Source organism: Bradyrhizobium sp. 76 (genome assembly GCF_023073025.1).
GTDB lineage: Bacteria > Pseudomonadota > Alphaproteobacteria > Rhizobiales > Xanthobacteraceae > Bradyrhizobium.
In genome coordinates this window covers 835,121-853,312 of the sequence record NZ_JADPIS010000090.1, presented here as the reverse complement: position 1 = coordinate 853,312, position 18,192 = coordinate 835,121, and the positions used below count along the sequence as shown (strand labels likewise).

The window sequence follows — 18,192 nt, the reverse complement described above, 5'->3', positions numbered from 1 at the left end:
AGACTCCAGCAGTCTAAACCGGGCCTCAGAAGCACTGCGAATCGTCGACCTGACGAGCGATAACGAGCCAGTGTATCTCGAATAGAGGTCGTACCGCCCACGGGCAGCATGGACGGACCACGCCCGGGCCGTAGATACAGTGAGCGACGATCGGTCGGGAGACAGTAAACCGATTTCCTGAGATACGAGGCCATTCCGCCTCCCAGCCATGTAGGACGGATGGGCTAGGCTCTCGCCAGGACCGTCGTTCGGTTAATGGCTTGCGGTCGACAGGCGGATGCGAGCTTCGCGCTAGACTGATAAGCTTTGTACAATTTCCTTATCAGTTCGCGAAACTGCTCCATTTGCGACCAAGCCATATCGGTTGCCGACTGACCGCTGCGCTCACCAACCCCACTTCGTCTCGGACTCGCTAAATGAGCCCTATCTTCCAGGCGCCTTCGCAGGCTACGAGATTGCGCGCGCGTCTTGATATTCCGTGAGACACCGTTCATCCGATGGGCGCGCGCCGGGTATGCCAGTCCGTCACCGACTGGAAGGCATGACCAGCGCGGGCAAGCACATCCTCGGACAAATGCGGACCCACCAACTGCATGCTGAGCGGCAGGCCGTCCGACGCCATCCCGTTCGGCAGCGTGATAGTGGGGCTGCCCGAGAAGTCGAACACTGCGGTGAAGCGCAGGATACTGAGCAGCACGTTCGGATCAGCACCGTATTCGCCCATCTTGGTCAGCGTTGGCATCGGCACAGGCATTGTCGGGATCAGCAGCAGGTCGATATCGCCGAACAAGGCGGCGAGACTGCCGCAGAACTTCAGTCGCTCATGATGGATCTGCGCGATTTCGACACCGCTCATCGACCTGCCCTGCTCGATCAGCTGCGCCAGATCGGGGCCGTATTCCGATTTTCGCGACGGATAGGTCTCCAGGTGCGCCTCCGCCGTTTCGATCGAACACATCGGGATCCACATGCTGACAAGCTTCTGGTAGGCCGGGAACTTGACCTCGCGGATATCGGCACCGAGCGCTGCCAGCGTGCGTTCGGCTTCCAGCAACGCAGCGACGACCTGGAGATCGACCCCGTCCTGGATGTAGCTGCGGTCCACGCCGATCCGTACGCCCCGGATGCCCTCACCGATACCGGCCAGATAGTTCGGCACCGGCGCCTGCACGGCCGTGCGATCATTCACGTCGGCGCCCGCGATGACGCCAAGTATAGCGGCGGCATCGGCCGCGCTCCGGCACATCGGCCCGACATGGTCGAGCGAGTCCGCCAGCGGAAACACGCCGTGACGGCTGACGCGTCCCCAGGTAGGCTTGATTCCTGTCAGTCCGCAGGTTGCGGACGGAAACCGGATCGAGCCGCCAGTATCAGTGCCAATCGAACCGAAGCATAGGCCTGCCGAGGTTGCCGCGCCCGATCCGCTTGAGGAAGAGCCGACCCAGTAGTCGACGCCCCAGGGATTGAGAGGTGCCTCGTCGTTCGGATGATGACTGGTGTAGGCGCCCTCAGTCATCTTCAGCTTGCCGAGTATGATGGCGCCGGCATGCTCGAGCCGGTCCACGATGGTCGCGTTGAAGGGCGGGATAAATTTGGCGTGCATCGTCGTGCCGCCCGCAGTCGGCGCAAAGGTCGTGTAGCAGAGATCCTTCAATCCGATCGGCACGCCGTGCAGCGGTCCGCGCCAGATGCCTTTCGCTAGCTCGGCGTCACATAGCTTCGCTTGCGCCATGGCGCGCTCAGCGAGAACGAGTGCGTAGCTGTGCAACTTTCCATCGAGCTTGTCGATCCGGCTCACTATGGCCTCGGTTACCTTCGAGGGCAGCAGCTCGCCCCGGCGGAACAGATCGGAGAGTTCGATAATCGATTTGTAGTGAATTGGATCTGCTGACATTTGACAGCCTTCTTGTTGTCGAAAGCGGCTTCGGCCACCTACTCCGCAAGCGACCCGGTGCGGTGACCATGCGGCTCTCGATGCTTAGAACTGCACGCCGCGCGTGAGGGCCCCGTCGACCACGAGGTTGGTTCCCGTGATGAAGCTCGCCGCCTTGCTGGCTAGGAACACCGCGCCGTTCGCCATCTCCTGTGGCGTGCCCATGCGGCCGGTAGGGTTCAGCGCCAATGCGCTCTTGTACAGCTCCGGATTGCCGTCCTTGATCTTATTCCAGACACCGCCCTCGAAATAGGTGTTGCCCGGCGACACCGAATTGGCGCGGATGCCTTTGCCGGCAAGCTGGAAGGCAAGTCCTTGCGTGTAGTGAATGATTGCGGCCTTGAACGTGCCGTAAGGACCGCTGGCGAAATCGACCTCGCGGCCTGATACGCTGGAGATGGTGACGATCGCGCCGGACTTGCTCTTCTCCAGATACGGCATCGCTGCATTGACCAGCCGCACCGTACCCATCATGTCGGTCGAAAATTCCTTCTCCCAGCTCTCCTCGTCCTGTCCGATCGACAGCGCACTAACGTTGGCCACGACGATGTCAATGCCGCCGAGCTTGGAGGCCATGTCCTCGACCCAGGCCTTGAGCGCCGGACCGTGCGAGACATCGACCGAGCTACCATACGCGGCGATGCCCTTGGCCTTGATCGCGGTGACTGCGGTATCGACGTCTGCCTGGTTGCGCGCGCAGATTCCGAGATCCGCGCCCTCCGCCGCGAATGTATCAGCGATCGCCCTGCCGATCCCCTTGGTGCTGCCGGTGACGAGAACCTTCGCTCCCTTGAGTCCCAGATCCATGTCCATTCCCTCCCTATTGACGACTTGAAAACATGCCATGTGGCCATTCAGAGTAGGAGCTGCTCGCGAACATTGTCCTCGTTGACCTCGCCACCTGCCAGCGATTGCGTGATCTTGCCCTTCTCCATGATGTAACAACGCTCGGCGATCGCCAGGATCGTGTCGAGATTTTGCTCCACGAAGATGATCGTGGTGCCGAGCTCGTTCCGAAACGACGTCAGCGCCTCGCAGATGTGCTGGACGATCGAGGGCTGGATACCCTCGGACGGCTCGTCCAGGATCATCAAGGACGGATTGCCGATCAGCGCACGGCCTATGGCGAGCTGTTGCTGCTCGCCGCCCGACATGGTGCCTGCGGGCTGCCGCCGGCGTTCTTTCAGTCGCGGAAAATACTCATAGACGAGTTCAGGCAGCTTCTTGCCACCGGGACCGCCAATCAACTCTCCTACCTGCAGGTTTTCCTCGACAGTCATCTGCGGAAAGACATCGCGTCCCTGCGGGATGTAGCCGAAGCCTGCCCTCGCCCGCGCGTCGGCTTCGAGCCTTGTGATGTCCTGCCCCATGAAGCTGATCGTGCCACGCCATGTCTGCAGCAAACCGATCAGGCACCGCATCAGAGTCGATTTACCTACACCGTTACGACCGATCACGCCTACGATCTCGCCGCGCGAGACTGACATGGTGACGCCCTGCAGGATCGGCGTGGCACCGTATCCCGCCCACAATTCCGATACGTCGAGAATCTGGTCAGTGGGACTGGGTTTAGTGAGCATGGGTCTTACCGAGATAGATCTGCGCGACCTTTTCGTTCTGCAAAATGCCTTTGAGATCACCGCGCGCGAAAATCTTGCCGAGATGCAACACCGTGACGCGCTGGGCAACCTGACGCACGAAGGCCATGTCATGCTCGACGACAAGCACCGTCATGCCTTCGGCATTGAACGACTTGATCAACTCGCCGGTCTTGAACGTTTCATCCGGAGACATGCCGGCGGTCGGCTCGTCCAGGAGCAGGAGCTGAGGCTTCAGCGCCAGCGCCATCCCGATCTCGAGCCATTGCTGCTGGCCATGCGACAGCGCACCCGCGAGCTTCTCGCTGTCCGGCCCGAGGTTGAGCAAAGTCAGCAGGCGATCCTCCTCGGCGATGCGTTCCGCACCGGATAATCGCTCCTGGAGCGCAATCCGGATGTTTTGCCGGACCGGCAGCTCCTTGAACACGCTTGGAGCCTGCATCTTGATGCTCATGCCCCGCTGCACGCGCGCATATGGACGTTCAGCCGTGATGTCGACGGTATCAAACAGGATGCTGCCTTGGCTCGGCGGGTAAAGACCCACGATCAGCTTGAACAATGTGCTCTTACCGGCGCCATTGGGTCCGATCAGGCAGTGGACCTCGCCGGCGTTGACCGTGAGGTCGACGTCGGAGACTGCGGTCAATCCGCCAAAACGCTTGGATACGCCTTTGACTTCAACCAGCGCCATGATCAGGTCTCTTCCGATTGCAAGCGACCAGCCTCCGCCATGACGGGGCTCCCTTTGCGCCGCCGACGCCCGCTCCACCAGTCGGCAGCAAGCTTGCCGATGCCGAGCACAAAGCCCTGCGGCGCCAGCATCACCGTGGCGAGCAGTAGCGCCCCCATCAACACGAGTGCTGCCTGCTGGCTGTAGACCGTGATGGTCTGAAAGCCGAACAGCAGCAGGAACGATCCGATCAGCGTCGCGGTCAGATCGCTCCGTCCGGAGAAAGCCACCCATATGATAGGCATCGCCGCAGCAGGCAGACCGATGCTGGACGGCGTGATGAACTGCCCCCATGACGTGTACAACGCGCCGCTGAGGCCCGCGAGGCCGCTGCCAATCACAAAAGTCAGCAGCTGATATTTTCGGACATCGTAACCTAGCATCTCGGCACGCTGCGGGTTTTCCCGCGTTGCCACGATGACGTTGCCTATGCCGGAATTCACCAGCATGCGCAGCGCAAGGTAGACGATCACGATCAACGCGATCATGACGTAGTACAGCGTCGATCCTTCGATAAACAAGTCGCCCACGGTCAGCGGGTCCATGCCCTTCATGCCGTTGAAGCCGTTGAGCCGAGCCGAGCCTATGTGCCACTCCGGCCCTGCAGTTTGGCCAAGGAAGAAGGCGAGCACGAGGGTCGCGGACAACGTCACGATACCGAAGAAGATGCCGCTGATACCGCCCCAAATCATGAAATAGCCGAGGATGCCCGCCGCCACCATCGCTAGGACAACGGAGAGCATCAGCGCGACGATCGTTGCTGTGCCGCCGCCCATGTTGATCGCGAGCACGCCGTACCCGTAGCCGGCGATGCCGAAGAACAAGGTCTGGCCGAACGATAGCATGCCGCCATAACCCCACATCAAGCATAGGCCGAGCGCCATGAAGATCCAGATCAGAAAGTAGGCGAAATTGCCAACGTCGTAGGAATCAGCGAACAGCGGATATGTCAGCGCGGCCGCGAGCACGACAAGGAAGCTGGACCAGAAGACCTTGCCACGTCCGAGGGTCTGCGGACCTTCCAGCAGCTTCAACATCACAATTCCCTTTAGCGCCCACGACGAACTAGAACACTGGAGAGTCCCTCGGGCAGAATCCGAATGATCAAAATGACAGCGACCAGCATGCCAATCTGCCCGATGATCTGGCCGTAGCTCGCGTTCAGCGCCATCCGGATCATGGCCAGCAACACGGCCGCTGGCGCTGTTCCGAGCAGCACGTTCGCCCCTCCGATCACGACTGTGACAAAGCTTTCGACCACGAAGCTCGCTCCCATGGTCGGGATCAGCGTCATGGTTGGTGCGTAGAGGGCCCCGCAAAGCCCGGCGAGACCCGTGCCGATTCCGAAACTGATCGCATAGATGCGGCCAGTGCGCGCGCCCAGCGCCTTCGCCATGGCCGCATTCTGCATCGTGGCGCGCGAGATCACGCCGAATCGCGTCTTCATGAAGATGATGTAAAGACCGGCCAGCACCGCTACCGCGCACGCGAACAGCACCAGACGATAGGTCGAAAACGTATAGCCACCGATCGCAAAACTTCCCTCGGGCGTTCCGATGCCCCGCACCGCGGAGCCTACGATCAGAAGCATCGATTGCGTTACGATCAGACTAAGGCCCCAGGTCGCGAGCAGAGAGTCCAGCGGCCGCTTGTAGAAGCGCCGCACGACCAGGAACTCGACGACGACACCGATGAGCCCCGCCGTGAGCGCGGCCAGGATCTGCGCAATTGCGAGCGGAACGCCTAGATTCACAAGGCCGACGGTGACATAAGCGCCGCACATGATGAACTCGCCATGCGCCATGTTGATGACGCCCATCATACCGAACACGATGGCAAGACCTGCGGCCGAGAGAATGAGGAACGCGAACACGTCGGCGAACTGATAGAATACTGAGAATACTTCAGCCGACATCTTGGTCCCTCTGTCGATCTCGGCGCCGCATCGTTACGGCGCCGGCCTTGTCCAGAACGCGACTCTCAATACGAGCAAAATCCGTGCCCGTCAGGTATCACGATTTCTTCGGGAGATGGCTCGGCGTGTATTGGTCCTTGTCGTTCTTCTTGGTGAGATCGCAACCGATTTCGCTAAGCCAGTACGGCTGGATCGTCCCATAGTCCTTCTCGACCTTCACCTCATGCTTCGGCCCGACCGAGATCAGACGCATGCGGTGTGATGTGTGCTGGCTCTTCGGATCGATGCAAACCTTGCCTTCGGGAGCGTCGATGCATGCATCGCCGGTCGCGATCACCTTGCGCATGTCGTCGAGCTTGATCGACTTCGCTTTCTCGACGAGCGCCTTGTACATATAGAGCGCATTATAGGCATTGTAGCCCATGTCGTTGATGTAGAGTTCGTCAGGGAATTTCGCATGCCAGCGCTTCTTGAACTCGGTCGCTTCCGGCGTGTCGATCTCCTCAAACCAATTCGCAGTCGCATGCATGTTGTTAAGCGCAGGCGGCTTGAACCGCTTGTGCTCGAAGCCGAGCATGACCTTGATCGACGATCCCATCGGCAGATTGAGGTTGGCCGCAGCCGCCTGCTCGAAGAATGAATCCTGCGCAGCGCCGACATTGATCGTGAGTAGCCAATCCGGCTTCGCTTTCTGGATGTTCTGGATGGTCTGCGCGAACTGCGACACGCCGAGCGGAATGAACTCCTCGCCTACGACCTCGCCGCCGAGATCCTTCATGATCTTGCGGTTCCATTCGGCCGAGATTTGACCGAAATTGTAGTCAGCGGCGATGACATAGACCTTCTTTCCGAATTTCTCGACCATCCATGGAATCAACGTTGAGAATTGCTGCTCCGGCACTGCGCCCATGCTAATCATGCTGGCGTCACAGACGCCGCCTTCATACTGATTGGTGTAGAAGTACGGTGTCGAGGTGCGATCGACGATGGGACGTAGCGCCTCGCGAGAAGCCGAGGTGATGCCCCCGATCAGAACGTCGACCTTGTCGCGGTTGAGCAGTCGACGGCCGAACTCCTGATAGCGCGCGTTGTCGCCCTGCGGATCAAGGTGAATCAGCTCGATCTGTCGCCCCAGGATGCCACCGCTTTTGTTGATCTCCTCGACTGCCAGCTGCGATCCATGCAGCTTTGGCATTCCCATGAAGGCGAGGTCCCCGGACACGTCCTCGAGCAGACCTACCTTCAACGGCGGTTCCGCCGCCCGACCAACACTCGCGCCTGCCACTGTACCGAGCATGGCGCCAAGCAAGACCATTCTGAGCTTACGTCCCGAATTCATCGTGATATCTCCTGTTCTGAAAGCGTCTGGATGTCATGGCTTGAGGTAATTCTTCAGGATCGATGCCCCCATCGTGTATTTTGGATCGACCATGTTGCCGAGCCGCATGCGGCCGGCTTGGCTGAGCAGCATGTAGGCGTCGATCTCGTCGAAGCCGTAATCGGCCGCCATCCACCGCACGAGTTCGCGATAGGCGATACGCGCCGCGTCCTCAAGCGGACGCGCGCTGCCGATCGTCATGATGAAGTCCTTCGTCTCGAGCCGCGGCCAGGCGAAGCTCCAGTCCTTGATCAGGTCGACCTGCAACGTGACGGTTGCGCGCTGCTCCAGCGCCACGCCCGAGAGCTCACCGTCGCCCTGCGTCGCATGGCAGTCGCCGACGTAAAGCATCCCGCCCTCGGTATGCACCGGGAAATAGATGATCGCTCCGGGAGCGACATCGGGCAGATCCATGTTGCCGCCGTGGTAGTCGGGTTGCAGCGACGAGATCGCCTCGATCTCCGGAGAGACGCCGATTGTGCCGATGAACGGCTCGTAGGGCAGCGTGATCTTATCATTCCAGCGCACGCCGTTCCTGTCGACATGCAGCTTCTTCACACGCTCCGGCAGCGGCGGATTGAGCAGCGCCGTCGAGCTTGTTCCAACAAGTCCCCCGAACTCCGGAATAATGCAGGTCGTTCCGGCCGGCTGTTCACCCCGCGTCTCGACATCGCGGATATAGATTGCAAGGCAATCGCCCTTCTTGGCGCCTTTGACGGCGATCGGTCCGCATTGCGGGTTGAGATAGGGGAAGTTCAGTTTGGCCGTGGGGCTGTCGCTCTCCTTGGTGAGCACGCCGCCGAAGGCGTCTTCCGTCTCGACGACGACCACTCCGCCCGGATCGATGGACAAGGTCGGCTTGGCATAGGGACCGTAGACGTAGTGGAAGCTACCTTGTTGCTCGATGGTCAGACTATGCGTCGCGCCGATCGCACCCTTGGCGACTGCGCGTTCAGCCATGATGGATCTCTTCAACCAGTCTTCGGACATGTGATCGGCTCCTCAGCTCAGATCGGGGGATGACGCTTGTGCCAGTCGGTAACGCGCTGGAACGCATCGCCTGCGCGAACGAGGCCGGCCTCATCGAAGTGACGGCCGACGAACTGGAAGCCGACCGGACCGCCATTTGCGGTGAAGCCCCCGGGCAGCGTCACGGTCGGGCTTCCCGTCATGTCGAACGGACACGTAAAGCGGAGCAATCCAGAGATGAGGGAGGCGTCCTCGCCGAGGGCCGCCATCTTGGCGAGGGTTGGCGCCGCGAATGCCTGCGCCGGCACCGCGAGGAGATCAACCGACTCGAACAGAAGGCGGACGGCGCCACGAAACGCCTCCCGACGAAGCACGATCTTCTGATAGTCCATGCCGGACTGCTGCCGGCCGAGATCGAGCAGGCCCGCGAGCGCCGGGCCGTACTCGTCCTTGCGCGCAGGATAAGTGTCCTCGTGCGCGACGGCCACCTCGATGCCGCAGAGCGGGAACCAGTCGTCGATCACCGCCTTCGGATCGGGGAACGTGACCTCCTTGATCTTCGCGCCGAGGTCGGCCGCCACACGCAACCCCTCAGTCAACACCATGGCCGCATCGCCGTCGGTGCCTTCGCTGGTCCAGCGCCGGTCGACGCCGATCGTCACGCCACGCAGGTCGCCGGAGAGACCAGCGAGATAGTCGGGCACGGGCAGCGGGACGGACGTCGTGTCCTTGGGGTCCTGACCCGCGATCACGCCGAGGATCGCGCCGCAGTCGACCGCGCTCCTTGCCATCGGGCCGATATGATCCAGCGTCGCCGCAAGCTCGAACGCGCCGTAGCGACTGACTCGTCCCCAGGTCGGCTTGAGCCCGGTGATGCCGTTGGCCGCGGACGGAAAACGGATCGATCCGCCGGTATCGGTGCCGAGCGAGCCGAAGCAGAGCCCTGCCGCGGTGGCGACGCCGGAGCCGCTCGAGGACGCGCCGGGCCAGAGATCCGCGTTCCACGGATTTTTCGGCGGGTCGATCTTCGGGTGATGATCGGCGTAAGCGCCTTCGGTCTGCTGCAGCTTGCCGAGAATGATTGCGCCGGCTTCCTTCAATCGCGCCACGACAGTTGCGTCCTCGGTTGGACGAAAGTCGCGATGGATGGTCATGCCGTGCGCGGCAGGCGCGCCCTTTGCCCAGCAGAGGTCCTTCACCGCCACCGGCACGCCGTGCAGCGGCCCCCTGATCTTGCCGGAAGCGATTTCCTTCTCGGCCGCCGTCGCTTCGGCACGCGCCGAGTCGGCCATTACATAAGCAAAGCTCTTGAGCTTGCCGTCGAGCTGCTCGATCCGCCCGAGCATCGCTTTGGTCGCTTCGACCGGCGATAGCTCCTTCGCCTGGATCTTCCGCCCGACCTCAACGAGTCCGAGATAGTGGAGATCTGTTGTCGCCATCGCCTATCATCCTCCCACTCGATGTGACACACGGTCGTCTTCACGCATGCGCTATCCTCACTGGCGACGCGGACGCATCGCCAGCTTCCCCGGCGGCAAACGAAAAAAGCCACCCGTCCCTCCCGAATGAGGCGACGAATGGCTCAAATGCCGCGGCTATGATCTATCGCTTGGGGTCCACAATCGAACGAAGCACTTAATGCAAAGAGCTGGACGTCATCGGCCAGATCGGCGCACGCAAGGTTCGGCAGGTAACCCCTAGGAGAAAAGTCTAAGTAACTGCCCATCGCATTGTCAACGATGCTCTCTGCCTAAATTTCGATAGTGCTGCGCAGCAAAACGGCAGGCTACTTGCACTGCTATCCCCGATGATGATTTCATCGTCACGTTGCACCACCGAAAGTCGGCAATGACAAAACCGTCTGTTCCCGTTGGCATCATCTGCTCGCAGTCCGGCCCCTATCAGGCCATGGGCCGCGAGATCCTCAAGAGCGCCATAATGGCGGTCGACGAGATCAACAACCAGGCGGAGTTTGATTTCTCGATCGCTCCCCACATACGCGATCCCCACGGCGTCATCTCGGAGTATCATACGGTCTGCGACGACCTCATCCGCAATGTCCGCGTCGAGCACATCATCGGCTGCTACACGTCAGCATCGCGCAAACAAGTGCTGCCCATCGTGGAGCGCACCGATCGCCTACTCTGGTATCCTGCGCGCTATGAAGGCTTCGAGTGCTCCGACAACGTGATTTATGTCGGCGCTTCTCCAAATCACAACGTCTTGCCGCTCGTCCAATACGTGCTCGACAATCTGTCACGGGAGATCTTCTGCGTCGGCTCCAACTACGTTTGGACTTGGGAGACAAATCGCGTCACCCGTGAACTGGTCAGCGCGGCAGATGGCCAAATCGTCGCCGAACGGCTACTCGAACTCGGCGAAAGTGCCGTCGATCACATTGTCGACGAAATCGTTCGTCGCAAACCGCCAGTCGTGTTCAACACGTTGGTCGGAAGCTCGAGCTACGACTTCATCCACGCCTTTCACGCCGGCACCAAGGCCGCGGGTCTAGAAATTCCCATGTTGAGCTGCAGCCTCTGCGAGCCGGAACTCGCGATCATCGGACCGGCATCGGCCGGCTGCATCACGTCGTCGGCCTATTTCGAGAGCATCCGCCTGCCGGAGAACCGCGCGTTCGTCGCACGCTGGAAGGCGCGGTATGGTGACGACAGCAGCCCCTCCGTCGACGGGCAATCCGCCTATGTTGCGGTCTATTTGCTGGCGCGCGCGCTGCAGCGCGCCGGCACATCCGACATCGCCGAGGTGCGGCGCGCCGCGGCAGGCTATCGCTACAATTCGCCGCAAGGGCCGGTCTGGATCGACGGCGGCAACAATCATTGCGTCCTTACACCGCGGTTGGCCGTATCCAATCCGCACGGACAATTTGATATCTTCTGGGAAGCCGACGCGCCTGTTAAGCCTGATCCTTACCTGACGCAGCTCGACGTTGCGGTCAGCCCTTCGAGGGAGATCTCGGTGGGCGGCGCATTGCCGAGCGCGCCGCATTTGCGGGTTGTGAAATGAGCAGACCGTCTTCGTTTTCGCTGCGCGGACGCAAGGCGCTCGTTGCCATCAAGGACGAACGCGATGCAATCATCGTGCGACGCCAGTTCGAGCGTCTCGGGATAGCGGGTGTCGCATGGACGCCGGGTGAGCCCGTCGGCTTCGCACCGGACCTGTCGCTGATCGATGACGAGTTCCTACCCTTGCTGCAGCCGGCGCAACGCGCGTACCTGGCGCGGTCACCTGTCATCGCACTGGTCGGCACCGAGACCCCAAGCCGCCTGAAGTTGGTGTTCGAGCTCGACCCAGCTTCGTTCCTCATCAAGCCGCTGCGATCGGCCGGCATCTATGCAGCGCTCGTCATGGCGTTCGAGCGAAACGAACGCACAAGCGAATTGAAGCAACAGATCGTCAAGCTCGAGCAGCGCCTGCGGTCACGTCGTGTCGTACTTGCCGCTGTTCTCCAGGTGATGCATTCGCATGTGCTTGCCGAACCCGCCGCCTTTGCGCTGATCCGAAAAGCCGCCATGGAGCAACGCAAGACGATCGAAGAGCTTTCGGCAGAGATTGCGGCAACGGGCATGCTCCCGCGCGCAACAGGTTAGATCGCCTTCTGCGGGCGGGCGTGGCAGGCCGCAATCTCCTATGCCCGCTGGAGTCTTTGCTGTTTGTGTCGTCACATCGAGAGATGAGCCGTAGCACGCGCATCCCATAGCGCTTGATAAGCTCTCAACTGATTGGGACCATCGGGCAAACTCTGTTTCGGCTTCTGGCCCCATAGTTGACATTCCAGCGGTTTTAGCTGCGGTCTGCTCTTCGGGCCAATCAGGCATCCACCTCCCGTCCAGCGTCCAACTGATAAGCTTTTGTATGAAACCTTATCAGTCCGCCAACTGACTCCATTTGCGACCTTTCCTTATCTGTGCGCCAACTGACTCCATTTCAGCATTTTCCTTATCAGTCAGCGAACTGGCTCCGCTTGCGCCTCTAGGTTTAGCGCGCACTTCTCGTCAAAGGCCTAAGAGAAGACGCCGGCGCCTGAAGAGACTGAGGTGCCGACTGAGCCAATTGCGAATGTCGTGCAGTCCATCGGGAATCGGCTTGAAACAGCAAATAGGCGAAGCATAGGCTCACGACGCCAGAGGCAATAGGAAACCACCCTTGCGAGGGGGCTCTTACGATATGCTGCCCGACCAATCGCCGCATTGCGTTCAGAGATGTTTGTCGAGCGATCAACCACACCACTGAAAGAGTGACGACCGGAAGGACGAACAGTAGAAAATGCCACACCTCGACAGGCGCGTCTGGTTTCATCGCCCGCGCTATCGCCCCTAGGAGGCCGGTGGTCAGAGCGAGCAGCACCACCACATTCAGAGCGACCGTTGCTTTTATCCAGAGCGCCTTCACGGCCGGGAGAGTATGCCCGTGATAGGCCGTATTGATCGACTTGATCAGCCCATCGACCAGCTCCACCGAAATTGCATTATCGAACCGCGTCGCAATGTCTCCGGCGCTGACAGGATCTTTTGCGCCTATGGCCCAAAGTATCGTTCTGGTCACGCTAGAACCGTCCGCAGAGCGAAGCACGTATTCGTGGCCGTTGGCTTCGTTCAGAACCTGGTCCGTCACTGGCCGAATATAATCATCCAGGATATTGGGCATATGAGGAACGAGAGCGCCGCTCCCGACACCGTGGATAACGAACTCCTTGGGACCAACGACATAGGTATGGCGGAGATATGGGAGGGTCAGCCGGTAGTCGAATGAGACGTCCGATCCGTGAATGCCGGAGTCGAGAAAATCGACACATCCCTGCACAGCTGTTGTAGCTAAGGGCATGGATTCGACCGAGCGTACAAAGGGCGCCTCGGTTGACTCAAAGCACGTGATCGCCTTTTGAACGTTTGCCGTTATTTCGGCGGAATAGACTATCGTAAAATAGCCTGTGGTACTGCAACTGTTGCAGCCAACCCAGCTTCGTCCGCCGCAAGTTTGGCAGATGACGGTCCCAACACCACCGCACCAAGTACAATTCGTTTGGACGGCAACGCTATGATACTGCTTCTGGACGTAAACAGTTACCTTACCGCCGGTACAGTTTGTGCATTGGCGGCGCCCAAAAAAGCAATTACATCGAACTTCTCCGCATCCATTGCAGTTTTCGCAACGCTCGTGGCAGTGCCACTGGTTGTCGATCCTGCGGAAAATGAAATCCGGCTTTTCCCAAATCAGCAGGCCGTTAGAGTCATTGGCCCAGTTCTGCCGAACGGCGTTTAATTCATCTTGGTTCGCGATCTGCGCATTCAACTGAGCCGTTAGTTTTGTATTCAGTTCGTCCCTGGTCGAGCACCAGATCGAGTTTTCGGGAGTGATGGCGCCGACAAGGCTCGCGCCGTTTGACTTCCACCCGATCGACAGGTTGACGCGGGCGCGAAGGCTTTCGGCACACGCATGCCGGCTCTTTAGCTCGATTGCCGTGCCTTCTGGAGTGTTGCCTTCAAATAGCGCCCTGATGCGCTCGTCGAGCATGTTGCTCTGCCGTTCGAAGGTATCTGTCGTCATTAGAGTCTTGAGATTCTCGGCGTGACTTGTCGGCTGTCTGATGCAGCCATCGCCTTTCTTTATCCGAGCAACCTTAAATGGATTGAACGGATAACCCCTCAAATTCTATGCACTTGCCGCGACTGCTAAAAGATCGACGAAAGCCGCGATCTTTAGTCAATCGCCATACTAAACATTGGAGTTTTCCAGCTAAGAACCGCTCTCGCCTTAGAATATGCGAATGATGAGACGATGGGTAAACCTGCGATGAAAGCGATTACCTTTTTGCTCGGGCTCATGTTTGGCCAATCTGCAATGGCCTCCGATGAACCCTACGTTTACCGGCAATGGCCCACCGACCTACGTTACGTTCCGTGCGACGCTTTTGAAAAAGTCGCGACCGGCTGGCACCAGACACGGCGGTTGATGGATCACTCTAACGGACCTAACCGTGGCGGCATGATGAACGGAAAAACGTTTGAACCGGGATCGGACGAGTATACGCTGGTGGAGGCTCATTGTCACAATCATCGAACCTCGCCCAAATAGTTAACGCTGCAAGATCGTTAAGAGGTCCGCCGATGTCATCATTTAAAGATTTTCTTGTACGCCTTTCTGTCGCCGTTGCAGCTGTTATCGTCCTGGGTGGTGCCACGCCATGGCCGGAAGCGATCGTTAGGCACGTCGATGAGATGTCCGCGTTCTGCGAGCAGGTCAAAGGCAGGGTCGATGCGGGTCCGCGCATCACTCATGGTTTTCTAGATAGCGGAACTGAGTTTTGGGTTGTTGACGAGGCTAACGCCCGCTGTAGCGGCGCTGAAACCCTTTTCTCAAACCAAGGTGGGTCTCAGGTTGCGGTGTATTTGTCCAAGCCAAAAGGCGATCTGGCAAAAGCCTTCGAAGGCAGCTCCTATGGAACGTCAATCGAGTCGGTTGGCGACAGGTCGAAGATTTGGCTTACGGTTGGCGGCAAACTCTGTGAAGAGCAGGGTGACTTTGTCTTTTCGGAGACGATCAGCTGCGAGCGACCACTCCAATTCGAGACCTTTTCACAAAGTCTAGAGTTCGCACCCTCATCAAACACCCGCTTCAACGATTTCCGCACGCACCAAGCGTCGGAAGCCGTCCCCTACGATGACGGCACGATCTTGGAAAATCAGAAAGCCTACGTTTTCCAGGCCTACTGGCGCGACCGAACCGGAAGCGTTGATTGGCGTCGACCGGTCCGGAACCGTGGCGCAATCTATAACGCGCCGTTGACGTCAGGCGACGGTCGAAACCTGATTGTGACCATGCTGCAGTCACCGTCGGCCTGCGATCCTCTTTGTCCGTTGCGAGTGATCACAGCCAATCACGAAACGATCATAGACATCGCCGTGTGCGGCGACCGAGCGCAACATAGGCTCACGGCGGATCACCGGACTTTTCTCGCGTGCGACAAGTCATTTTGGATTCCTCAGGTGTCCGAGCGAACCGCCATCATGCAGAATGCGCCTGCCGGCAGTGATCGTGAAGCCTATGTGCGAGTTGTCCACGAAGGGCGCAAAATGAACGAAAGCCGTCCAAAGCCGATCCACGTCGACTCGGCCCATCATAACAAGTCAGAGGTCCTTGTAAGCGAGTGGCAAGATGGTTCGGTTGAAATCCGCTACGATCATCCTCGGCCCGGCTTGCCCGTAGCGAGCGGCACGCTTCTGTTCCGCGGCGCCAAAACCGGAAGCCGCTATGTTGGGACTGCCTACACCTTTAAAGCTGGATGCGAGCCCGCGGCATTCCTTGTATCGGGAGCAATCGACCCCGGCCACAACATATTGGTGCTCACCGGGGACGCGCCGCATCGTGACAAGCGATCGTGCGATCTCATCGCCGGCGGTTTGAAGAGCGCCGCTACAAGGCTGGTTTTCGATGCAAGATTCTACGGTGACCAATAGGTTTGCTGACTTACCAGCTGCCGAGCAATGATCGACGCATCGGAACCGTCTTAGTCGTGGGATGGATACGCGGGGTTTAGGCGTGCGCCGCATCGCGAGTTCCGCGATTTCCTTATCAGTCGTCAACTGACTCCATTTTGTTAGAAACCTTATCAGTCCAAGAGCTGACTCCGTTTACGACCAAAGCTTATCCGTTACCGAGTGGCTCCACTTGTTGAAATTACCTTAGCTTTTTCGGGCTGAATTTTTCTATCTCGGCAGCTTCGCGATTGGCCGAGTATGACCGCCTCGCCGAGCGACGCTCGTCCACTAGAACGCCTACTAACGACGGTATGCTCCTGATGGTCGCCAGCGATGTCAAGGAAGACAACGACCCCGCCAACTTCTGAACGACCGGCTCGCTAGGCCCGGCAGTTTGCGCCACCTAAGCGGCTTTATTAGGCCAGCGATGACGCCCGGGCGTTCCTGGCCGACGTGGGCCGGACGGAAACTCACGCACAGCCCGCCGCAGTCTTGCTGGTACTCGGCGTGATCGGAGCCAATTTCGTAGTGATCGGCCAGAACTTTGGCCACACGGGCTACGGTTGTTTCCAGATCGTCGATCATCCGCAGACGCCAGCCTGAGGTCCGCTGTGCAACAATGTTTTGTATCAATCTCGATGCCGACCGATGAGCGACCGGCCCGCCGCGCGGCCACCAGCGTCGAATCCGACCCGCAGAACGGGTCGAGCACAATCCCGCCTAGTGGACAGAATGCTTCAATAAGCGGTTGTAAGATATTGATTGGTTTCTGCGTCGGATGCAGATGATTGCGGAATCCCGCCTTGCGCCAGGCGCCGATGAACTTGTCGGCGACGTGCCAGCCGTAGAAGCTGAGACACACCGAGTCCGGCTTGAGAAGCCGGTACATCTCGGCGAATGCTGGCTCCAGCCAGTCATCGCGATCATCGTTGGCGATGCTCTGGCCGTCGCGCGAGCGGTAACGGCACAGATACGGTGGGTCGGTAAGGATGAAATCCACGCAGGCAGATCCCATCCGGCACATGACTTGAACACAGTCTCCAGGCAGGACTTGGTTGCGGTAGTAGTCGGTGAAGCGGAGATTCATATCGAACCTCCCGGTCAAGGTATCGCGCACGCCAAGGCTCCTCGTGGCTCTCGCTGACGTAAAAATCGCCCAGGCCGTTGAGGGTCGTAAAGGGCCTTGCCCTTGGCAACCGCCTGTCACTCGCTGCGGGCAAGCACGATGTTTTCGTACTTCGTCCAGCTTTCAAAGCCGACGACATACCGCGCCGTAGCGGCGGGGCTCATCGCCCCGCCTCCGCGTCGGCCTTCGGTTCGCGAACCACCAGGCGGCCGTTCAAGGGCAGGCAGCTCAGGTTGATGTTGAAGCCCTTGCCGTCGTCGTGTGCCCAGGCGGCACCGATCTTGGTCCAGTAGGCCTTGTCGCCTTCACCTTCGACAACGTAGACCGCGTAAGGTTTCTGGCTCTTTTGGTTCGTCTTCATCGGACTATCTCCCGTTTGTTTTTCCAGCTGCGCCAATCGCGGCCGGACGGGAGGGAAAAAAGGACCAGAGGTCATAAGCAGCGGCGCAAGGAGGCTCCGACCGAGGGACCCTCCGGGATACGGTTGGATGCCTTGCGCCGGGCCGCCTCGGTCCCAACTTCCCGTCGTTATTGGCCGTGCATTGGGGATAGCTGCACAACGGGATTAGGCCCGGAGACGCAACAGGAGCCGAACTGAGGCGGTTTTAGGTATGAAAGGTGAAAGGGGTCTGAATGACGAGAAGCAATCGTCTGACGTGGCGTCAGCATGTGGCGAGGTTGAGACGATCCTGCCTACGCCGTGCTTTCAATGGAAAGGTACTGTTCTCGCGAGAGCCGACAGCAAGGCTAGGGCGACCAGCCCAGCTTGGCGCGCTCGTCTTTCGCAAGCTCCGTAATCTCAGCGCGGTAATTGCTTCTTGAGTTAAATTCGCCATTCCGCAAACCAGCGGATTCTGTTGTAGTACGACCTACTCATACCGCAGTAGCCTGCAACAGCCAGAATTCATCGTCGTGCGGCTCTTCATGGTCCGAAAATTGCCCAACCCATCCCTTCCGCTGACCAGCAAGCATTAGCGCTAGTCCAGCAGGCGACATCGCATTTTCCTTTCTTTGATCGTACGTTTTTGGCGGGATGAGCTTTTGACC

At 59.2% G+C, this 18,192-nt stretch carries 16 protein-coding genes; 4 read left to right on the top strand and 12 right to left on the bottom strand.

The window, feature by feature from the left end; genetic code table 11:
- Nucleotides 1–490: 490 nt before the first annotated feature.
- The 9 genes from IVB48_RS20670 to IVB48_RS20630 form a co-directional block, all read right to left on the bottom strand.
- Nucleotides 491–1,894, bottom strand: a complete 1,404-nt coding sequence (locus IVB48_RS20670) for an amidase (RefSeq protein WP_247402348.1) — start codon at nt 1,892–1,894, stop codon at nt 491–493.
- A gap of 84 nt (nt 1,895–1,978) precedes the next feature.
- Nucleotides 1,979–2,740 carry an SDR family NAD(P)-dependent oxidoreductase gene (locus IVB48_RS20665; RefSeq protein WP_247402345.1) on the bottom strand — a complete coding sequence of 254 codons (762 nt, stop codon included), beginning with the start codon at nt 2,738–2,740 and terminating at the stop codon, nt 1,979–1,981.
- A gap of 47 nt (nt 2,741–2,787) precedes the next feature.
- The gene (locus IVB48_RS20660) at nt 2,788–3,513 is read right to left on the bottom strand and encodes an ABC transporter ATP-binding protein (RefSeq protein ID WP_247402341.1); all 726 of its coding nucleotides are present in this window, start codon (nt 3,511–3,513) and stop codon (nt 2,788–2,790) included.
- Nucleotides 3,503–4,222 (bottom strand): ABC transporter ATP-binding protein, encoded by a 720-nt coding sequence (locus IVB48_RS20655; RefSeq protein WP_247402338.1) that lies wholly within the window; start codon nt 4,220–4,222, stop codon nt 3,503–3,505. The genes IVB48_RS20660 and IVB48_RS20655 overlap by 11 nt, the downstream gene beginning before the upstream one ends.
- A gap of 2 nt (nt 4,223–4,224) precedes the next feature.
- On the bottom strand, nt 4,225–5,298 hold the full coding sequence (locus IVB48_RS20650) for a branched-chain amino acid ABC transporter permease (protein ID WP_247402335.1): 1,074 nt from the start codon (nt 5,296–5,298) through the stop codon (nt 4,225–4,227).
- An 11-nt stretch (nt 5,299–5,309) separates the two neighbouring features.
- Nucleotides 5,310–6,176: a branched-chain amino acid ABC transporter permease gene (locus IVB48_RS20645; RefSeq protein ID WP_247402332.1), complete on the bottom strand. Its 867-nt coding sequence runs from the start codon at nt 6,174–6,176 to the stop codon at nt 5,310–5,312.
- 97 nt (nt 6,177–6,273) lie between these two features.
- Nucleotides 6,274–7,491, bottom strand: a complete 1,218-nt coding sequence (locus IVB48_RS20640; RefSeq protein WP_206736253.1) for an urea ABC transporter substrate-binding protein — start codon at nt 7,489–7,491, stop codon at nt 6,274–6,276.
- Nucleotides 7,492–7,548: 57 nt separating this feature from the next.
- Entirely contained in the window at nt 7,549–8,544 is a 996-nt protein-coding gene (locus IVB48_RS20635) for an acetamidase/formamidase family protein (RefSeq protein ID WP_247402329.1), read from the bottom strand.
- A gap of 17 nt (nt 8,545–8,561) precedes the next feature.
- Nucleotides 8,562–9,962 carry an amidase gene (locus IVB48_RS20630; RefSeq protein ID WP_247402326.1) on the bottom strand — a complete coding sequence of 467 codons (1,401 nt, stop codon included), beginning with the start codon at nt 9,960–9,962 and terminating at the stop codon, nt 8,562–8,564.
- A 409-nt stretch (nt 9,963–10,371) separates the two neighbouring features.
- On the opposite strand from IVB48_RS20630, the gene IVB48_RS20625 reads away from it, so the two are divergent.
- Together IVB48_RS20625 and IVB48_RS20620 are read left to right on the top strand one after the other, a co-directional pair.
- Nucleotides 10,372–11,547 carry a transporter substrate-binding domain-containing protein gene (locus IVB48_RS20625; protein WP_247402322.1) on the top strand — a complete coding sequence of 392 codons (1,176 nt, stop codon included), beginning with the start codon at nt 10,372–10,374 and terminating at the stop codon, nt 11,545–11,547.
- Nucleotides 11,544–12,131 (top strand): ANTAR domain-containing protein, encoded by a 588-nt coding sequence (locus IVB48_RS20620; RefSeq protein WP_247402319.1) that lies wholly within the window; start codon nt 11,544–11,546, stop codon nt 12,129–12,131. Before IVB48_RS20625 ends, IVB48_RS20620 begins: the two co-directional genes overlap by 4 nt.
- Nucleotides 12,132–12,519: 388 nt before the next feature.
- On the opposite strand, the gene IVB48_RS20615 is transcribed toward IVB48_RS20620, so the two are convergent.
- A complete protein-coding gene (locus IVB48_RS20615) occupies nt 12,520–14,088 on the bottom strand; it encodes a hypothetical protein (RefSeq protein ID WP_247402316.1) in 1,569 nt (522 codons plus the stop codon).
- A 231-nt stretch (nt 14,089–14,319) separates the two neighbouring features.
- Here IVB48_RS20615 and IVB48_RS20610 point away from each other — a divergent pair, with 231 nt between their 5' ends.
- Nucleotides 14,320–14,616: a hypothetical protein gene (locus IVB48_RS20610; RefSeq protein ID WP_247402314.1), complete on the top strand. Its 297-nt coding sequence runs from the start codon at nt 14,320–14,322 to the stop codon at nt 14,614–14,616.
- Between the two features lie 32 nt (nt 14,617–14,648).
- Entirely contained in the window at nt 14,649–15,998 is a 1,350-nt protein-coding gene (locus tag IVB48_RS20605; protein WP_247402311.1) for a hypothetical protein, read from the top strand.
- A gap of 424 nt (nt 15,999–16,422) precedes the next feature.
- On the opposite strand, the gene IVB48_RS20600 is transcribed toward IVB48_RS20605, so the two are convergent.
- Nucleotides 16,423–17,136 carry a DNA methyltransferase gene (locus tag IVB48_RS20600; RefSeq protein WP_247402308.1) on the bottom strand — a complete coding sequence of 238 codons (714 nt, stop codon included), beginning with the start codon at nt 17,134–17,136 and terminating at the stop codon, nt 16,423–16,425.
- A 169-nt stretch (nt 17,137–17,305) separates the two neighbouring features.
- Complete coding sequence (locus IVB48_RS20595; RefSeq protein WP_247402306.1) at nt 17,306–17,506, bottom strand: hypothetical protein; 201 nt, start codon at nt 17,504–17,506, stop codon at nt 17,306–17,308.
- Nucleotides 17,507–18,192: the final 686 nt, after the last annotated feature.